Genomic DNA, 14829 nt, shown 5'->3' with positions numbered 1-14829 from the left:
CGATGTTGACACATCCCACTCACGAGCGCCTCGTCGCGCTCGGGCTCAATGGCATGGCGAAGGCCCTCGACGAACAGCAACGACAGCCTGACATCGCCGCGCTGGCCTTCGAGGAGCGCCTCGCGCTGCTCGTCGACCGCGAGGCGACCGAGCGCGAGAACAAGCGCCTGGTCGCCCGGTTGCGGTTCGCAAGCCTCCGGCAAAACGCCGTCGTCGAGGATATCGACATGAAGGCGCCGCGCGGACTCGACAAGCCGCTGTTCCAAAAGCTCGTCGCCGGCGAGTGGATCGACCGGCATCAAAACCTGCTCATCATCGGCCCGACCGGCGTCGGCAAGAGCTGGATTGCTTGCGCCTTGGGCCACAAGGCCTGCCGGGACAACCGCTCCGTGCTCTATCAACGGCTGCCGCGGCTGTTTGAGGCGCTCGCCCTCGCGCGGGGCGACGGCCGCCATGCTCGCCTCCTCAGGACCCTGGCGCGCGTGGAACTCCTGATCCTTGACGACTGGGGGCTTGCCTCGATGACGGCCGAGCAACAACGCGACCTGCTGGAGATGATGGAGGATCGCCATGGCCGCGGCTCAACCGTGGTGACAAGCCAGCTCCCGGTCGAGCATTGGCATGAACTCATCGGCAACCCAACCATTGCCGACGCCATCCTCGATCGCCTCGTGCACAACGCCCACAGGCTCACCCTCAAGGGCGAGAGCCTGCGCAAAGCCGCCGCCAAGCGTCAGACGCTTGACGACGAGGCCGCCAACTGACCTGATGACGACGTCGTCGCGAGAGCCCGCCTCGGCAGGCGGCCGGGATCATCGGAATCCCCGGCCGGCTTCCATCGGTACAGGCGGCCGGCTTCGCTCGGAATCCACGGCCGACTTCATCGGAATGCGCATGCCGGCTGAAATGCAGGCTGGATTCGAACTCGATGACAGATGAAAGAGGCCGCCGACTGAGGCGGCCTCAACTTCTATCTTGAAATGACGTAGCGGGCTTAGGCGAGTGACAGGCCGTCTGCGCTGTCCTTGCCGCTCTTGCGGTCAGTCCGCACCTCGTAGTTCACCTTCTGCCCTTCAGCGAGACCGTCAAGCCCAGCGCGCTCGACTGCGCTGATGTGAACGAAAACATCCTTGCCGCCATCGTTAGGCTGGATGAAGCCATAACCTTTTTGGCCGTTGAACCACTTCACCGTACCACTTGCCATTCTACTCTCTCCAAGACGTCCGAGTGCGGACTGCGCAAATCAATCTGTCGATGTCTTAGGGAAAGGCCGGTGGGCGCATTCAAAAAGGCACAACGGTATTATTGGGCACAGGGCGCTGCCTGGTTGTCAAGCCAAAGGCCGCCATCGTTGCGACATCAATGACGCGCCTGGTGTCTGCGGGGTGAGATCAGGCCCCCAGCCCAAACACCCCGATAACGGCTCCGGTCTGTTGCTCAGGTCGGAGCCGTTCCGTCGCTTACTCCTTCACCTCATGGACGATGAAAGCAGCATGGAATAGCGGGCCAGCGTCGGAGCGGACCTCTATCGCGATAGGGTAGCCACCAGTCTGAGCAGCCGTGTCCCGCGCGATCTCGGCGAGTGTTTGGGCGGCCTCAACTCTGGCCGCCTTATCGTCCAGCAACTCTGTTCCTTCCTCATCGGGATAGAGGCCGGTGCTGTCCCGGATGTCGAAAAAATACCGCGTCATGCGGCCCAACGGGAGCACCGGACGAATAGTTCCGGCGTGGAAGTTTTCCTAGCACTTGTCGCAATTCCGTTCACCCACGGAGAACCCCGGTAACACTCCATCGCTGTGGATGGAGAACAGTTGGCGGACCATAAGAATTGCTATTGGCAGAACATCCGGCGCGCGACTCAGTAGTCCTACCGAGAACATCAGCCAAGCCTTGGTTTCCATTCAGTAAAACCAAAACAGGCCAGTCTCAAAATCAACTTAGGCCACTAGGGGATAAAACAGGCCAGCACCTACCTGCCGGAAAGAACATATTGCGAACATAGAACAAACGTGGTACGAGATTCCTATCAACAACGCATTCCACCTGATCGCCGCCTGACCTCATCGCCCCGTTTTTCCCGCTAGCGAATCCCCGCCATAAGGAGCACATCCCAAATGTCCGCCACTGCACTGCGTATCGTCGAAGGATCCTCCATGGACAAGTCCAAGGCCCTCTCAGCCGCGCTCTCCCAGATCGAGCGCCAGTTCGGCAAGGGCTCGGTGATGAAGCTCGGCAAGAACGACCGTTCGATGGATGTCGAGACGGTGTCGTCGGGGTCGCTGGGGCTCGATATCGCGCTCGGCGTCGGCGGTCTGCCGAAAGGGCGCGTCGTCGAGATCTACGGGCCGGAATCCTCGGGCAAGACCACGCTGGCGCTGCATACCGTGGCGGAAGGCCAGAAGAAGGGCGGCATCTGCGCCTTCATCGACGCCGAACACGCGCTCGATCCGGTCTATGCGCGCAAGCTCGGCGTCAACATCGACGAGCTGCTGATCTCGCAGCCGGATACCGGCGAACAGGCGCTGGAAATCTGCGACACGCTGGTGCGCTCCGGCGCGGTCGACGTGCTGGTGGTCGATTCGGTTGCGGCACTGGTGCCGAAGGCCGAGCTCGAAGGCGAGATGGGCGATGCGCTGCCAGGCTTGCAGGCCCGCCTGATGAGCCAGGCGCTGCGCAAGCTCACCGCCTCGATCAACAAGTCCCACACCATGGTGATCTTCATCAACCAGATCCGCATGAAGATCGGTGTGATGTACGGTTCGCCGGAGACTACCACCGGCGGCAACGCGCTGAAGTTCTATGCCTCGGTCCGTCTCGATATCCGCCGCATCGGCGCGATCAAGGAGCGCGACGAGGTGGTCGGCAACACCACTCGCGTCAAGGTGGTGAAGAACAAGCTGGCGCCGCCCTTCAAGCAAGTCGAGTTCGACATCATGTACGGCGAGGGCGTCTCCAAGATGGGCGAGATCCTCGACCTCGGCGTCAAGGCCGGCATCGTCGAGAAGTCGGGCGCCTGGTTCTCCTATGACAGCCAGCGGCTCGGCCAGGGCCGTGAGAATTCCAAGGCATTCCTGAAGTCGAATCCCGACATCACCGCGAAGATCGAAGCCGCGATCCGGCAGAACTCCGGCCTGATCTCCGAGCAGATCCTCGCCGGCACGCCCGAGCGCGACGCCGAAGGCGAGGAGCCGACGGAGGAGTAAGGCTCAAGCATGATCCGGAAAAGTGCGAAGCGGTTTTCCGAAAAGATCATGCTCAAACGGTCACATGATTTCGCTGCAAGCGGGCGCTGAGGACGTTGAGTTGCCGACGTCTTCGGCGGCCGTTTTGTTTTGATGCCGGTGTTCGGTGAGTTGGATCAATGAAGCGTCTGATCTTGAGCAGTCCATCTGGCCTCGACCTGCAGCGCGCAGGTCTGGCCGAAGCGGTGCTTCCGCTCTCGTTTCGCTTCGTTTGGGGAGTGTTGCCTTCACCACAGAAGCTGGCGGCCTATTTCGGCGTGCGAGCCGGCCAGACGCAGGGCAATCATTGGTCAGATTGGATTTCCCCGAAGGGGAAGGCCTGGAAGGACCTTGCGTTCAGCGCCTATTGCGAGTCATTCGACGTCATCGAACTTTGGTTCGATCCCGATCCAAACGATCAGTTGCAATTGATATGGGTGCTCAGCCAGTTGCAGGCTCAGCCCGAGACTGCGGCGAAGCTGAAGCTGCGCCTCGTCAGCTTCAGCCTGCTGGCAATGCTCCCGGAATGGCGCGGATGGAACGAGGTCCCGCTGGCCAACGTCCGAGCTGCGGACCTCGACACGGCAAGCATGTGCTGGCAGGCCTATCGGGCGACAACGCCGCAGGCCTGCTTCGAAGCTTTGCACCGTGATCTCAGTGCGTTCCCGTTGTTGAGGCCGGCGCTGCTTGATCTGCTCCGTGAGCTCCCGTGGAGCAGATCGGGACTCGGTGCGACCGAGATGCGGTTGCTGGAGCTGATCGCGACAGGTTTCGTCGCGACGAACGCGCTGTTCTACCTTCGCGGCTTTCGCCAGTGTGGCGTCTTCAACGACATGGAAATCGGCAGGCTGCTCGAAGGGCTTGCGCACGGACCGCAGCCGGCGATCGCCGGGCTCGACGATGGCTTGCGCTCCATCGCTCCGGAGAATGCGCGCGATCGCCTGGCGGCCTTTCAGCGCAGCCGGTTGTCGGTCACGGAGTTTGGCAAGGCGGTGCTCGCCTACAAGGAGGACTTCACCGATCACAATCCGATCGATCGCTGGTGGGGCGGCACGCACCTGACCAATGACAATCTCTGGCGCTGGAATCCGGCGCTGAGCAAGACATAGACTGCGGAGCTTCGGGGTTATGACACGTCTGATCCTTGCGACGAGCGATCTTGCAGGCATCATGCTCAGACGGGCAGGGCTGGCCGATATCGCGATTGGCTTCAGGCAGCGCTTCGTTTGGGACCGCTGCCGTCTCGCGCCGAGCTTGCGAGCTCGTTGCAACGACGGTCCGCCGAACATCATGACTTCGGCACGCATTGGCTCGACGTCGCAAGCCGGAAACACCTCGCCCCGGTAGGCGATCATTCTCTCAGTCTGCTCGAATTCTGCGATCGCTGCAGCAGCATCGAGCTCTGGCCGATCCCCGTCCGAACGACCAGCTAGTCCTGGTCTGGCTGCTCGACTTTCTGCGTCCTCACCGGCGTATCCTGTCGAAGCTCGTGGTGGTCCAGACGGATGTCGAGATCGTCGCCGCAGGTGGAGGTGCAGGCCTGGCACAATGGCGATTGCCGAAACTCACGGTGACGGATCAGCGCTTGGAACTGGCCAGCCGCGCCTGGAGCGCCTATCACGCATCCACACCGCAGCCCTGCTTCGACCTCCTGATGGCAGACCTGTCGGTCATACCGCAGCTCCGCGCGGCGCTCATCGCACTGTTTGAGGAGCTTCCCGGACGGGAAACCGGCCTTGGCGCGACCGAATTGCGGATGCTGGAGCTCGTCGCTGAAGGCGAGACCAAGCCGGGGCCCATCACAAGTGATCTGTACAGGGAACGCGGCGTGTTCGGTTTTCAGGAAGCGGACCTGGTGCTGGATGGGCTCGCATATTGTCGATCGCCTGTCCTTGCTGGATTGCCTGCAGAGCGCGTTGCGGTGGACAATTCGAAGGCACATCAAGAGCGAATGTTCAGTCGGCTGTCGGTCACTGATTTTGGCCAGGAGGTGCTGGATGGCGAACTCGACTTCAGCCAGTACAACCCGATCCATCGCTGGTGGGGTGGAACGGAGTTGACCAACGATCGGCTCTGGCGTTGGGACGCGAGAGGCCGCACCCTGATCGCGCCGTAAGGCCTGTTCGCGGGATGCCAGCAGGCGTCGCTCCTCTCTACGCCAGCGCCTCTTCCCGGCTCGCGACCAGCGCCCGCAAATCCTCGGTCACCGCGACCGATTGATGGGTTGTCTGGTCGGTCGCGACCCAGATGATCTCGCCGGTGGCGCGCAGGTCGTCGGAGCCCTTGGCGAAGATCGCGAGCGCGAGATTGATCGAGGAACGGCCGATCTTGGCGACCCGCACGCAGACCTCGATGTCCTCGTCGAACCGGATCGGCGCCTTGTACTCGACCACCGACTTCACGGTGTGGAAGTCGATGCCGGTCCGCGCCACCTCGCCGAGATAGTCGTAGCCGAGCGCGCGGAAATATTCTGTGATCGCGGTGTCGAAATAGGTCAGGTAGTGGGCGTTGAACACCACGGCCTGCGCATCGACCTCGGAATAGCGGACCCGAAACGGGAAATGAAACCAGAATTCCTCGCGCATGAATCCTCCTGCCGCGGGCCGGACCAGTCCGTCATTCCGGGGCGCGACGAAGTCGCGAGCCCGGAATCCAGAGGTCGTGGATCGAGATTCCGGGTTTTCGCTTCGCGAGCCCCGGAATGACACCGAGTGAATCAGGCGTCAGAGACGCAACCCCCACGTAGCTGCAACACTGGCGCCTTTATTCCGCGGCCTCCGCGTAATCCTCGACCGGCGGGCACGAGCACACCAGGTTGCGGTCGCCATAGACATTGTCGACGCGGCCGACCGGGCTCCAGTATTTGTCAGACCGCGACACGCCCGCGGGGAAGCAGCCCTCGGCGCGGGTGTAGGCCCGGTCCCACACATCGTCGGCGATGTCGTGCACGGTGTGCGGGGCGTGGCGCAGCGGCGAGACCTCGACCTTCCAGCGGCCCTTCTCGATGTCAGCGATCTCGTTGCGGATCGCGATCATGGCGTCGCAGAAGCGGTCGATCTCGAACTTCGATTCCGATTCCGTCGGCTCGATCATCAGCGTGCCGGCCACCGGGAAGCTCATGGTCGGCGCATGGAAGCCGTAGTCGATCAGCCGCTTGGCGATGTCGTCCACCGTGACGCCGCTGGTCGTCTTCAGCGCCCGCGGGTCGATGATGCACTCATGCGCGACGCGGCCGCGCTCGTTGCGGTACAGCACCGGAAAGTGCGGCTGCAGCCGCGCGGCAATGTAGTTGGCGTTGAGGATCGCAACCTCGGTGGCGCGCGTCAGGCCTTCGCCGCCCATCATCAGGATGTAGATGTAGGAGATGGTCAGGATCGACGCCGAGCCGAACGGCGCGGCCGACACCGGGCCGATCGCATGCGCCGTCGCGCCGTCGGTCGCGGGATGGCCCGGCAGATAGGGCGCGAGGTGCGCCTTGACGCCGATCGGGCCCATACCGGGGCCGCCGCCGCCATGCGGGATGCAGAACGTCTTGTGCAGGTTGAGGTGGCTGACATCGGCGCCGTAATCGCCGGGCCGCGAGAGCCCGACCTGCGCGTTCATGTTGGCGCCGTCGAGATAGACCTGTCCGCCATGCGCATGCACGATGTCGCAGATCTCGCTGATATGCTCCTCGAACACGCCGTGGGTCGACGGATAGGTGATCATCACGGCGGCGAGATTGGCCGAGTGCTTCTCCGCCTTGGCGCGAAGATCATTGACGTCGACGTCGCCGCGCGCGTCGCACGCGACAACCACGACGTCCATGCCGACCATCGCGGCCGAGGCCGGGTTGGTGCCATGCGCGGAGGAGGGGATGAGGCACATCTTGCGGTGTGGTTCACCGCGCGCGAGATGGTAACCCCGGATCGCAAGCAGTCCGGCATATTCGCCCTGCGCGCCGGAGTTCGGTTGCAGCGAAACCGCGTCATAGCCGGTGATGTCGCACAGCCACTGCTCCAGCCGCTTGAACAGCGCGTGATAGCCCTTGGCCTGATCGGACGGCGCGAACGGATGCAGATTGCCGAACGCCGGCCAGGTCAGCGGGATCATCTCGGTAGTGGCGTTGAGCTTCATCGTACAGGAGCCGAGCGGGATCATCGCGCGGTCGAGCGCGAGGTCGCGATCGTTGAGCTTGCGCATGTAGCGCAAGAGTTCGGTCTCAGAACGATGCGTGTTGAACACCGGATGGGTGAGGAAGGCGCTGGTGCGCCGCAGCTCCTTCGGCAGCGCCTCGCGTGCGGCCGCCTCGATCTCGGCATAGCTGAGCTTGCCGCCGAACACGCGCCACACAGCTTCCACAGTCTCCGGCGTCGTGGTCTCGTCGAGCGCGATGCCGAGCGTGGTTGTGCCGATGCGCAGATTGATCCGCTCCGTCTGCGCGCGGGAGAGGATCTCGATCTGCTTCGCGCCGGCCTCGACCGTCACGGTATCGAAGAAGGCCTCGCTGGTCGGCGCGAAGCCGAGCTTGCGCAGGCCTGCGGCGAGCACGGTGGCGCGGCGATGCACGCTGCGCGCGATGTGGGTGAGGCCCTCGGGTCCGTGATAGACCGCATACATCGAGGCGATCACCGCGAGCAGCACCTGCGCGGTGCAGATGTTGGAGGTCGCCTTCTCGCGGCGGATATGCTGCTCGCGGGTCTGCAGCGCGAGGCGATAGGCCGGCGCGCCGCGTGAATCCACCGAGAGGCCGACGATGCGGCCGGGCAGCGAGCGCTTCAGCGTGTCGCGCACCGCCATGTAGGCGGCGTGCGGTCCGCCGTAACCCATCGGCACGCCGAGCCGCTGCGCCGAGCCGACCGCGATGTCGGCGCCGAGCTCGCCAGGCGAGGCAAGCAGCGTCAGCGACAGCAGGTCTGCGGCCACGATCGCAAGCGCCCCCTTGGCGCGCAGCGATGCGATCGCCGGACGGAGGTCGCGCACCGCGCCCGACGTTCCGGGATACTGCAGCAGCGCGCCGAGCACGTCGGCGTTGTCGAGCTCGGTCAGGGGATCGCCGACCAGCAGCGCCCAGCCCAAGGGGGCTGCGCGCGTGCGCATCACCGCCAGCGTCTGCGGATGTACCTCCTTGTCGACGAAGAACACCTTGGCCTTCACCTGCGAGTGGCGCTCGGCGAGCGCCATCGCTTCGGCCGCCGCGGTCGCCTCGTCGAGCAGCGAGGCGTTGGCGACGTCGAGCCCGGTGAGGTCGCAGATCATGGTCTGGAAGTTGAACAGGGCTTCGAGTCGGCCCTGGCTGATCTCCGGCTGATACGGCGTGTACGCCGTGTACCAGGCCGGGTTCTCCAGGATGTTGCGCTGGATTACCGCGGGCAGGATGGTGCCGGAATAGCCTTGGCCGATCAGCGACGTGAACACCTGGTTCTGCGCAGCGAGCTCGCCCATATGCGCGAGCGCCTCGGTCTCGCTCAGCGCGCGGCCGAGATCGAGCGGCGCCTTCTGGCGGATCGACGCCGGCAGCGTCTCGTTCATCAGCGCCTGCAGGCTCGCGGCGCCGACCGTCTCCAGCATCGCGTTGACGTCGCGCGGTGACGGTCCGACATGTCGGCGGACGAAATCGGTGGCGGCTTCGTTGATCGGCTTGAAGGGCGCGTTCATCGGTTGATCCTCGGGATAATCCTTTAGGCGGTGTGCGCGGCGTAAGCGGCCTCGTCCATCAGGCCGCCGAGCTCGCCCTTGTCGGCAATCTTCAGCTTGAAGAACCAGGCCTTGCCGCCGGCATCCGAATTGACCAAAGCGGGCTCGGCGGCGAGCGCCTCGTTGACCTCGACCACCTCGCCGGTGATCGGCGCATAGACGTCGGAGGCGGCCTTGACGGATTCGACGACGGCGGCGGCCTCGGCCTTCTTCAGGCTGCGGCCGACCTTGGGCAGTTCGACGAACACGACGTCGCCGAGCTGCGATTGTGCGTAGTCGGTGATCCCGATCGTGGCGACGTCGCCCTCGATGCGGAGCCATTCGTGGTCGGACGTATACAGCGTCGTCATGGAGATCCTCGCGTTTAGCGTTTGTAGGTATTGGGGACGAAGGGCGTGGCGGCGACTTTCAGCGGCAGCCGCTGGCCGCGCACCTCGGCGAAAACGGTGGTGTCGAGAGCGGAAAGGGACGTGGGCAGGTAGCCCATCGCAACCGGTGCATTGAGGCTCGGGCCGAAGCCGCCCGAGGTCACGGTGCCGATCTGTTCGGTCGAGGTCGGATCGGCAAACAGGCCGGCACCTTCGCGCACCGGCGCACGGCCCTCCGGCCTGAGACCGACGCGGCGACGCGAGGCGCCCTGCGCGAATTGGGTGAGGATCTTGTCGGCGCCCGGGAAGCCGCCGGCGCGGGCGCCGCCGCTACGGCGGACCTTCTGCACCGACCATTCCAGCGCGCCCTCGACCGGCGTCGTCGTGGTGTCGATGTCGTGGCCGTAAAGACAAAGCCCGGCTTCGAGCCGCAGGCTGTCGCGCGCGCCAAGCCCGATCGGCAGCACATCAGGATCGTCGAGCAGCGCGGTGACCAGCGCTTCCGCCTTGTCGGCAGGCACCGAAATCTCAAAGCCGTCCTCGCCAGTATAGCCGGAGCGCGAGACGAAGCAGTCGATATCGGCGACACGGCGCGGGCCGGCGTCCATGAATTTCATCGAACCGACATCTGCACAAAGTTTCGCCAGTGCCGCTTCGGCTTTCGGGCCCTGCAGCGCGATCAGCGCGCGGTCGGCCAGCGACACGATCTCGCAGGCATCCGAGAGATTCGCGCGCAGATGCGCCTCGTCCTCGGCCTTGCAGGCGGCGTTGACCACCAGGAACAGGTGGTCGCCGAAATTCGCCACCATCAGGTCGTCGAGCAGGCCGCCGTCATTGTTGGTGAATTGCGCGTAGCGCTGCCGTCCCGGCGCGATGCCGACAATGTCCTGCGGCACAAGCCCTTCCAGCGCGAGCGCGGCGTCGGCGACCTTGCCGGATCTGGCCTTCAGCACGAGCTGTCCCATGTGGGACACGTCGAACAGGCCGGCTGCCTTGCGGGTGTGCAGATGCTCCTTCAGCACGCCGGCGGTGTATTGCACCGGCATGTCGTAGCCGGCGAACGGCACCATCTTGGCTCCGCGTGCCAGATGCAGCGCGTGCAGCGGGGTCTGTTTCAGCTGGGAGTTTTCGTGCGCAAGCATCACAAGGCCCTCGCGGTTCCCGCGGGGACCTATTTCCCCTTGAGAAACCTGCAGAAAGCCCCATCTGTCGCTGTGCCTGAGAGTATTATCCCGTCGGCGGACGCATCGGGGAAGACCCCAGCGCCTCTTTCCAGATGTCAGACGTCACGCGGTCCTTTTGCCTGAGAGTTTCCGGGGCGGTTGCTCCTTCGGCGCCGGCGGTAAGGCCGGTCTCTCCCGACGTGACGGGGTATACGTAGGTAGAAAACACGGCGCCACCAAGACTGTCAACGCAGCTGCAGCGACTATCCCACGGGGCTTTGTGCTGCCGCGGCAAGCCCATGATCCGGCTGCACAGTTTCTGGACACCGCAGCTGGCAATGTCTAAAAGCGTTCGGCCGGAAAATGACGCCTTTTTGCGGCTGGCCGGCCCCTTTTTCCGATTGGATGAACATGAGCAGCGTCAACGACATCAGGTCGACATTTCTGAACTTCTTCAAGGAGAACGGCCACGAGATCGTGGCCTCGTCGCCGCTGGTTCCGCGCAACGACCCGACCCTGATGTTCACCAATGCCGGCATGGTGCAGTTCAAGAACGTCTTCACCGGCGTCGAGAAGCGCGGCTATCAGCGCGCCACGACGTCGCAGAAATGCGTGCGCGCCGGCGGCAAGCATAACGACCTCGACAATGTCGGCTACACCGCGCGCCATCTCACCTTCTTCGAGATGCTCGGCAACTTCTCGTTCGGCGACTACTTCAAGGAGCGCGCGATCGAGCTCGCCTGGAATCTGATCACCAAGGATTTCGGGCTCAAGAAGGACAAGCTGCTCGTCACCGTCTACCACACCGACGACGAGGCGGCCGGCTACTGGAAGAAGATCGCGGGCTTCTCGGACGACCGCATCATCCGCATCGCGACCTCGGATAATTTCTGGGCGATGGGCGATACCGGCCCGTGCGGACCATGTTCCGAGATCTTCATCGACCGCGGCGAGCACATCTGGGGCGGACCTCCGGGCACCCCGGAAGAGGACGGCGATCGCTTCCTCGAATTCTGGAACCTGGTGTTCATGCAGTACGAGCAGGTGACGAAGGAGGAGCGCGTGGCGCTGCCGCGTCCCTCGATCGACACCGGCATGGGCCTGGAGCGCATGGCCTGCATCCTGCAGGGCGTCGAGAGCGTGTTCGAGACCGATCTGTTCCGCAACCTGATCGATGCCGCCGCGTCGACCCTCGGGCACGGTCCGAACGAGCAGAACGTTGGATCGTACCGGGTCATCGCGGACCATCTGCGCTCGTCGGCGTTCCTGATCACCGACGGCGTGCTGCCGTCGAACGAGGGCCGCGGCTATGTGCTGCGCCGGATCATGCGCCGTGCGATGCGCCATGCGCAGCTGCTGGGTGCAAGCGAGCCGCTGATGCATCGCCTGGTCTGGGCGCTGGTCCGCGAGATGGGCCAGGCCTATCCGGACCTGGTGCGCGCGGAGAAGCTGATCGAGGAGACGCTGCGGCTGGAGGAGGCGCGCTTCCGCAAGACGCTGGCGCGCGGTCTTTCGATTCTGGATGAGAAGAGCGCCGGCCTCAAGAAGGGCGACATGTTCGACGGCGACACCGCCTTCACGCTGTACGACACCTACGGCTTCCCGCTGGACCTGACGCAGGACGCGCTGAAGTCGCGCGGCATCAGCGTCGACCAGGCTTCGTTCACCGACGCGATGGAGCGGCAGCGCGTCAAGGCGCGCGCCTCCTGGGCGGGCTCCGGCGAGGCGGCGAGCGAGGCGATCTGGTTCCCGCTGCGCGAGAAGCTCGGCGCGACCGAATTCCTCGGCTACGAGACCGAAAGCGCGGAAGGCGCGGTGACGGCGCTGATCAAGGATGGCGCCGAAGTCGAGAGCCTGAAGGCCGGCGAGAGCGGCGCGATCGTGCTGAACCAGACCCCGTTCTACGGCGAGTCCGGGGGCCAGGTCGGCGACATCGGTGTCCTCACCGGCGAGGGCGTCAAGTTCCGCGTCACCGACACGCAGAAGAAGGCCGGCGATCTGTTCGTGCATCTAGGCCAAGTGGAGCAGGGTACGCTGAGTGTCGGCACGGCGCTGCAGCTCGAGGTCGACCACACCAGGCGTTCGTCGATCCGCGCTAACCATTCGGCGACGCATCTGTTGCACGAGGCGCTGCGCCAGGTGCTCGGCGATCACATTGCCCAGCGCGGCTCGCTGGTCACGCCTGACCGGCTGCGCTTCGACTTCGTGCATCCGAAGCAGATCACGCCGGAAGAGCTCGCTCGGATCGAGGACATCGCCAACGATGTCGTGCTGGAAAATGACGAGGTCACCACCCGCATCATGGGCGTCGACGATGCCCGGGAGGCCGGCGCCCGCGCGCTGTTCGGCGAGAAGTACGGCGACGAGGTCCGCGTCGTGTCGATGGGCAGGGGCGTCCGCGATCACGGCCAGAACGCGCTCGGCTGGTCGGTCGAGCTCTGCGGCGGCACCCATGTGCGCCGCACCGGCGACATCGGCATGATCTCGGTGACCAGCGAGGGCGCGGTGGCGTCCGGCGTGCGCCGCATCGAGGCGCTGACCGGGCATCACGCGCGCAAGCACGCCAACGACACCATCGCACTGGCCAAGACCGCGGCGCTGGAGCTGCGCACCACGATCGACGACGTGCCGGCGCGCATCGCCGCCCTGATGGAGGAGCGCAAGAAGCTCGAGCGCGACCTGTCTGACGCCCGCAAGAAGCTCGCGATGGGCGGCGGCGGTGCGTCGAACGGCGCAGCCTCAGCCGTTCGCGAAGTCGGCAACGTCAAGCTGCTCGCGCGCGCGGTCGAGGGCGTCGAGACCAAGGATCTGAAGAGCCTCGTCGACGACGGCAAGAAGCAGATCGGCTCCGGCGTGGTCGCGATCGTCGGGGTCACCGAGGACGGCAAGGCCGGCATTGTGGTCGGCGTCACCGCCGATCTGACCTCACGCTTCAATGCGGTCGAGCTGGTGCGCAGGGGCTCCGAGGTGCTCGGCGGCAAGGGCGGCGGCGGCCGGCCCGACATGGCGCAGGCCGGCGGGCCCGACGGCGCCAAGGCGGACGCCGCGCTGTCCGCAATTGAACAAGCAATGGCCGGCGCCGCCTGACGGAGAGGCTGATCGTGGCGACGGCTCCGCTCAAGCCCACGATCAGCGATCCCGGGCTGCGCGACCGTCTCTACGAGCTGCTCGAGCGCGATGATCTGCCGCATTCGGGCGGCTCGCGGTTTGCCGGGATCATCGTCGCGATCATCGCCGTCGACGTGCTGGCGGCGATCTTCGCCTCAGTACCCGAGATCGACGCGCAGTTCGGATGGCTGCTGACCACGGTCGAAATCGCGGCGGTCGTCGCCTTCGCGCTGGAATATGCCGCGCGGCTCTGGAGCGTGGTCGGCCACTCCTTGCGCGACATGACGCCGTTGCAGGCGCGGCTCGAATACGCCTTTTCCGCGCTCGGCGTGATCGACCTGCTCGCCTTTCTGCCGTCAGCGATCGTGCTTTCGATCGGCGACAAGACCGCGCTGGTGCTGTTCGGCATGCTGCCGTTCCTGAAGCTGGTGCGCTACTCGACCGCGATGCGCTCGCTGCTCGCAGCCCTGCATGCCGAGCGGCGTACGCTGTTCGGCTGCGTGGTGATCCTGACCGGCGCGGTCCTGCTGTTCGCCGCGCTGCTCTATGCCATCGAGCACAAGGTGCAGCCGGACAAGTTCGGCACCATGCCGCAGGCGATGTGGTGGGCGATCGTGACGCTCGGCACCGTCGGTTACGGCGACGTCGTCCCTGTAACGCCGCTCGGGCGGATCGTCACTGTGGTTGCGATCGTGGTCGGCTTCGCGATGATCGCGCTGCCGGTCGCGATCATCTCGACCGCATTCGCCGACGAGGTGCGGCGCCGCGACTTCGTCGTGACCTGGGGCATGCTGGCGCGGGTGCCGCTGTTCTCGCATCTAAACGCTGCCGATATCGCCGACATCATGCGCCTGTTGCGGTCGCAGACCATCGAGGCCGGCGAGGTCTTGGTGCGGCGCGGTGATGCGGCGTCATCGATGTATTTCATTACCGCGGGCGAGGTCGAGATCGACCTGCCGAGCCAGCGCGTCCGGCTCGCCGACGGCACGTTCTTCGGCGAGATCGCGCTGCTGCGGCGGACCAATCGCTCCGGCACGGTGACGGCGACGCGGAAGACCAAGCTGCTGGTGCTCGATGCCCAGGACTTCCATGCCCTGATCGAGCGCATGCCGGCGCTCGCCGCGCATGTCCGGGAGACGGCGGAGGGGCGGCTTGCCGATCCGCTCACGGCCGGCGGCGACCTTGCCGCCGGCGAGATCACCCAGGGGCCGCCGGGCGAGACCGACGGCGGTATCCGCGACTAGTCTTGAGGTGCTTTCATCACGCGAACCGGTACCCGCTTCGCTCGGAAAC

At 64.9% G+C, this 14829-nt stretch carries 12 protein-coding genes and 1 riboswitch; of the genes, 6 read left to right on the top strand and 6 right to left on the bottom strand.

Annotation, left to right across the window (positions count from 1 at the left end; genetic code table 11):
• Nucleotides 1–2 precede the first annotated feature (2 nt).
• Nucleotides 3–764, top strand: a complete 762-nt coding sequence (gene istB / locus ACVILL_RS39530; RefSeq protein ID WP_456727991.1) for an IS21-like element helper ATPase IstB — start codon at nucleotides 3–5, stop codon at nucleotides 762–764.
• Nucleotides 765–994: 230 nt separating this feature from the next.
• Here the strand turns inward: istB and ACVILL_RS39525 are convergent, their stop codons facing one another.
• Nucleotides 995–1204 carry a cold-shock protein gene (locus ACVILL_RS39525; RefSeq protein WP_456733964.1) on the bottom strand — a complete coding sequence of 70 codons (210 nt, stop codon included), beginning with the start codon at nucleotides 1202–1204 and terminating at the stop codon, nucleotides 995–997.
• A 256-nt stretch (nucleotides 1205–1460) separates the two neighbouring features.
• Nucleotides 1461–1691, bottom strand: coding sequence for a DUF6894 family protein (locus ACVILL_RS39520; protein WP_456734468.1), 231 nt, complete (start codon nucleotides 1689–1691; stop codon nucleotides 1461–1463).
• Nucleotides 1692–2114: 423 nt separating this feature from the next.
• On the opposite strand from ACVILL_RS39520, the gene recA reads away from it, so the two are divergent.
• The 3 genes from recA to ACVILL_RS39505 all read left to right on the top strand — a co-directional run bounded on the left by recA (nucleotide 2115) and on the right by ACVILL_RS39505 (nucleotide 5337).
• Nucleotides 2115–3203, top strand: coding sequence for a recombinase RecA (gene recA / locus ACVILL_RS39515; RefSeq protein ID WP_092090369.1), 1089 nt, complete (start codon nucleotides 2115–2117; stop codon nucleotides 3201–3203).
• 158 nt (nucleotides 3204–3361) lie between these two features.
• A complete protein-coding gene (locus tag ACVILL_RS39510) occupies nucleotides 3362–4330 on the top strand; it encodes a hypothetical protein (protein ID WP_456733963.1) in 969 nt (322 codons plus the stop codon).
• A 383-nt stretch (nucleotides 4331–4713) separates the two neighbouring features.
• Nucleotides 4714–5337: a hypothetical protein gene (locus ACVILL_RS39505; RefSeq protein WP_456733962.1), complete on the top strand. Its 624-nt coding sequence runs from the start codon at nucleotides 4714–4716 to the stop codon at nucleotides 5335–5337.
• Nucleotides 5338–5374: 37 nt separating this feature from the next.
• On the opposite strand, the gene ACVILL_RS39500 is transcribed toward ACVILL_RS39505, so the two are convergent.
• From ACVILL_RS39500 to gcvT, 4 genes are all read right to left on the bottom strand, one after another.
• Nucleotides 5375–5806 (bottom strand): acyl-CoA thioesterase, encoded by a 432-nt coding sequence (locus ACVILL_RS39500; RefSeq protein ID WP_456733961.1) that lies wholly within the window; start codon nucleotides 5804–5806, stop codon nucleotides 5375–5377.
• A 178-nt stretch (nucleotides 5807–5984) separates the two neighbouring features.
• Nucleotides 5985–8858 (bottom strand): aminomethyl-transferring glycine dehydrogenase, encoded by a 2874-nt coding sequence (gene gcvP / locus ACVILL_RS39495; RefSeq protein ID WP_456733960.1) that lies wholly within the window; start codon nucleotides 8856–8858, stop codon nucleotides 5985–5987.
• Between the two features lie 23 nt (nucleotides 8859–8881).
• On the bottom strand, nucleotides 8882–9247 hold the full coding sequence (gene gcvH, locus ACVILL_RS39490) for a glycine cleavage system protein GcvH (protein WP_076858703.1): 366 nt from the start codon (nucleotides 9245–9247) through the stop codon (nucleotides 8882–8884).
• 14 nt (nucleotides 9248–9261) lie between these two features.
• Complete coding sequence (gene gcvT / locus ACVILL_RS39485) at nucleotides 9262–10407, bottom strand: glycine cleavage system aminomethyltransferase GcvT (RefSeq protein ID WP_456733959.1); 1146 nt, start codon at nucleotides 10405–10407, stop codon at nucleotides 9262–9264.
• 139 nt (nucleotides 10408–10546) lie between these two features.
• Nucleotides 10547–10637, bottom strand: a riboswitch (glycine riboswitch).
• A gap of 202 nt (nucleotides 10638–10839) precedes the next feature.
• Here gcvT and alaS point away from each other — a divergent pair.
• Both alaS and ACVILL_RS39475 read left to right on the top strand, forming a co-directional pair.
• Complete coding sequence (gene alaS, locus ACVILL_RS39480; protein WP_456733958.1) at nucleotides 10840–13515, top strand: alanine--tRNA ligase; 2676 nt, start codon at nucleotides 10840–10842, stop codon at nucleotides 13513–13515.
• Nucleotides 13516–13526: 11 nt separating this feature from the next.
• Nucleotides 13527–14780 carry a cyclic nucleotide-gated ion channel gene (locus tag ACVILL_RS39475; protein WP_456734467.1) on the top strand — a complete coding sequence of 418 codons (1254 nt, stop codon included), beginning with the start codon at nucleotides 13527–13529 and terminating at the stop codon, nucleotides 14778–14780.
• The last annotated feature ends 49 nt before the right edge of the window (nucleotides 14781–14829 follow it).

Source organism: Bradyrhizobium sp. USDA 3364 (genome assembly GCF_054056355.1).
The sequence above is the reverse complement of the archived record's forward strand: the minus strand, read 5'-3'. Positions and strand labels throughout refer to the sequence as shown.

Coding starts and splice junctions, on each gene's coding strand:
- istB (WP_456727991.1), top strand. CDS start 3: ATGTTGACACATCCCACTCACGAGCGCCTCGTCGCGCTCGGGCTCAAT.
- ACVILL_RS39525 (WP_456733964.1), bottom strand. CDS start 1,204: ATGGCAAGTGGTACGGTGAAGTGGTTCAACGGCCAAAAAGGTTATGGC.
- ACVILL_RS39520 (WP_456734468.1), bottom strand. CDS start 1,691: ATGACGCGGTATTTTTTCGACATCCGGGACAGCACCGGCCTCTATCCC.
- recA (WP_092090369.1), top strand. CDS start 2,115: ATGTCCGCCACTGCACTGCGTATCGTCGAAGGATCCTCCATGGACAAG.
- ACVILL_RS39510 (WP_456733963.1), top strand. CDS start 3,362: ATGAAGCGTCTGATCTTGAGCAGTCCATCTGGCCTCGACCTGCAGCGC.
- ACVILL_RS39500 (WP_456733961.1), bottom strand. CDS start 5,806: ATGCGCGAGGAATTCTGGTTTCATTTCCCGTTTCGGGTCCGCTATTCC.
- gcvP (WP_456733960.1), bottom strand. CDS start 8,858: ATGAACGCGCCCTTCAAGCCGATCAACGAAGCCGCCACCGATTTCGTC.
- gcvH (WP_076858703.1), bottom strand. CDS start 9,247: ATGACGACGCTGTATACGTCCGACCACGAATGGCTCCGCATCGAGGGC.
- gcvT (WP_456733959.1), bottom strand. CDS start 10,407: ATGCTTGCGCACGAAAACTCCCAGCTGAAACAGACCCCGCTGCACGCG.
- alaS (WP_456733958.1), top strand. CDS start 10,840: ATGAGCAGCGTCAACGACATCAGGTCGACATTTCTGAACTTCTTCAAG.